The organism is Shewanella sp. ECSMB14102 (assembly GCF_000813075.1).
GTDB classification, from domain to species: domain Bacteria; phylum Pseudomonadota; class Gammaproteobacteria; order Enterobacterales; family Shewanellaceae; genus Shewanella; species Shewanella indica.
This window is the reverse complement of record NZ_JWGX01000098.1, coordinates 1-2,633: the sequence shown is the minus strand read 5'-3', so window position 1 is coordinate 2,633 and position 2,633 is coordinate 1. Positions and strand designations below refer to the sequence as shown.

Annotated in this window: 3 tRNA genes, 3 rRNA genes and 2 pseudogenes; 2 read left to right on the top strand and 6 right to left on the bottom strand. The window is 46.4% G+C overall.

Annotation, left to right across the window (positions count from 1 at the left end):
• Positions 1-527 precede the first annotated feature (527 nt).
• Both RC73_RS19465 and RC73_RS21600 read left to right on the top strand, forming a co-directional pair.
• A pseudogene (locus RC73_RS19465) lies at positions 528-785 on the top strand (helix-turn-helix domain-containing protein); the annotation flags it as partial.
• Between the two features lie 36 nt (positions 786-821).
• Positions 822-1,241: pseudogene (locus RC73_RS21600) on the top strand (transposase); the annotation flags it as partial.
• A gap of 461 nt (positions 1,242-1,702) precedes the next feature.
• On the opposite strand, the gene rrf (RC73_RS19455) reads toward RC73_RS21600, so the two are convergent.
• The 6 genes from rrf (RC73_RS19455) to RC73_RS19430 all read right to left on the bottom strand — a co-directional run bounded on the left by rrf (RC73_RS19455) (position 1,703) and on the right by RC73_RS19430 (position 2,574).
• Positions 1,703-1,818, bottom strand: a 5S ribosomal RNA gene (rrf, locus tag RC73_RS19455).
• 40 nt (positions 1,819-1,858) lie between these two features.
• A tRNA-Thr gene (locus RC73_RS19450) sits at positions 1,859-1,934 on the bottom strand.
• Between the two features lie 50 nt (positions 1,935-1,984).
• Positions 1,985-2,100, bottom strand: a 5S ribosomal RNA gene (gene rrf / locus RC73_RS19445).
• A gap of 40 nt (positions 2,101-2,140) precedes the next feature.
• Positions 2,141-2,216: transfer RNA gene (locus RC73_RS19440), tRNA-Thr, on the bottom strand.
• Positions 2,217-2,266: 50 nt separating this feature from the next.
• Positions 2,267-2,382: ribosomal RNA gene (gene rrf / locus RC73_RS19435) — 5S ribosomal RNA — on the bottom strand.
• 116 nt (positions 2,383-2,498) lie between these two features.
• Positions 2,499-2,574, bottom strand: a tRNA-Val gene (locus RC73_RS19430).
• Between the last annotated feature and the right edge of the window lie 59 nt (positions 2,575-2,633).

Genomic DNA, 2,633 nt, shown 5'->3' with positions numbered 1-2,633 from the left:
CGCATTATAGGGAGCCTGAACTTTTGTGCAAGGGCTTTTTAAAAGAAAAAACCACTTTATTGACTGACTGTAGAAACCCCGCTCAACCACACAGCTTACCTACCAATTAACCACAGACTTATCCACAAACTGAGTTGTATAAGCAATTCTGCTAGTCAGACTCAGGAGAAAGATTCATCCCATGTAATACACCTCATTAGCCATGAAACCAGTCAGAAATAATTGAGATTCAGCATAATTGCTGAAATGTTTTCTCATCCCGTACAGGGTTGTGCCTAAATTCATAGCCTAGAAACAAGAATCCCCAAGTTTAGCTGCACGGCTCAGCGACTTTGAGTACCCGGCATCTTCATACATGCCGATGATAAAATAACTGCGCCAACTAACTTAGCAATCACATAGCTATATTTTTAGTCTGGGGCAACTTAGAGCATTAGTGAATAGCTATAGATAAACGATTAATACCTACCACTCTTCATTAGCTCAGTTGCGGCCGCTGCATTTATCAAGAATACGCACGGACAACTATGTCCTTAACAGCCCTGCTGGGTGCGAGTCGAACTAGTGTTAATACTTGGGTCGCAAATTACCTGGCTGATGGGCTCAATGGTTTGCTTGATAAACCTAAACCCGGACAACCCAATCAACTCTCTCATCAATTAGAGCAACTTAAAAAGTTTATCGAGAAAAATGCCATCAAGCAGGATGGTGGACGCTTAATAGCTGAAGATATCAGAGTTTATATCGGTAACGACCTGCATGTGAGCTATAGCTTGACCAATGTGTACCGCTTACTCCATGCGCTTGATTTCAGTCTCATCCCGGGTCATCTTCCACTTGAGCGTGTGGATGTGTGGTTCCAAGACGAAGCCAGATTTGGCCAAAACGACAAGACTTTGGGCAAAACGGAGTAGCCGTCCCCGTGCCGTCGAACAGCAGCAATTTGATTATGGGTATCTGTTTGGGGCAGTCTGCCCAAGTAACGGTAAAACGGAAGCATTGATTACGCCCTTGGTCAACAAAGATGCCATGATGCTTCACCTTGACTCACTTTGATTAAGTTGCCCACTTATTCCCCAGAGCTGAACCCAATGGAGCAAGTTTGGCAATGGCTCAGACAACACTGTCTTTCCAACCGAGTATTCGATTGCTACGATCAAATTGTTGAGTAAGTATCCCGAGCCTGGAATACCTTCATTGAGGATACTGGTCGGGTGAAATCTCTGTGCTCCAGGGGCTGGATAGAGCAGGGACTGGATAAATCTGACCAGATAAACCAGTCGAGCCATTCTCAACATATCCACAGCACCATCTCACATGGGGGGCGAAAGACATCTGCTCATCAAGCACAGCTTGATAGATGGCTGTAGCGCGAAGCAGCTTGGCTGCGAGCTGAGGGGCACACACTGCGCCAGCAGCTTTGGGCTGCATGTTAAGTCGTGCTCGCTGGAAGCGAGACAAACAAAAAAGTGAAAATAAAATTGGGCGTCTGGCGATGACCAGCTTCGAGCAAGCTCTCCGCGTTCGTCTGTCGCATCAAACTGAGTTTGATAAACACGACAACCTCACCCTACTCCACATGGGATTGTGCCTCACTGCGTTCGGACTCTTTATCTTCCCCATGTGAGAGTGGACATATCAAAATGCTATTAAAACGAAAAATCCCCAACACAGAGTGCTGGGGATTTTCATTTTATTGGGCGTCTGGCGATGACCTACTCTCACATGGGGAGACCCCACACTACCATCGGCGCGATTGCGTTTCACTTCTGAGTTCGGGATGGGATCAGGTGGGACCACAATGCTATTGTCACCAGACAAATTTTGTTGCTGCTATTTAGTGCCTAGCAGCTGAATATGGTGCTGATACCCAGAATCGAACTGGGGACCTCATCCTTACCAAGGATGCGCTCTACCGACTGAGCCATATCAGCAAATTCAACTTTGATTTCACTTTATCTAAAGTGAAAATCTTAAATTGGGCGTCTGGCGATGACCTACTCTCACATGGGGAGACCCCACACTACCATCGGCGCGATTGCGTTTCACTTCTGAGTTCGGGATGGGATCAGGTGGGACCACAATGCTATTGTCACCAGACAAATTTTGTTGCTGCTATTTAGTGCCTAGCAGCTGAATATGGTGCTGATACCCAGAATCGAACTGGGGACCTCATCCTTACCAAGGATGCGCTCTACCGACTGAGCCATATCAGCAAATTCAACTTTGATTTCACTTTATCTAAAGTGAAAATCTTAAATTGGGCGTCTGGCGATGACCTACTCTCACATGGGGAGACCCCACACTACCATCGGCGCGATTGCGTTTCACTTCTGAGTTCGGGATGGGATCAGGTGGGACCACAATGCTATTGTCACCAGACATATTCTTACTGGTTAATTGTCCGTCTGACGGTATTGCTCCAGCTTTATCAGCCAAACAATTACCTGCGTTATTAACCTTTGTTCTTCAATTCAGAAAGCTGTTGCTTTGAAATATGGTGGTCGCTACTGGGATCGAACCAGTGACCCCCTCCTTGTAAGGGAGGTGCTCTCCCGGCTGAGCTAAGCGACCGGTATTCTTGGCTGTGCTCTTTTCAGAGCTTGAGTTCAAACTTCAATCAAGTATCTAAC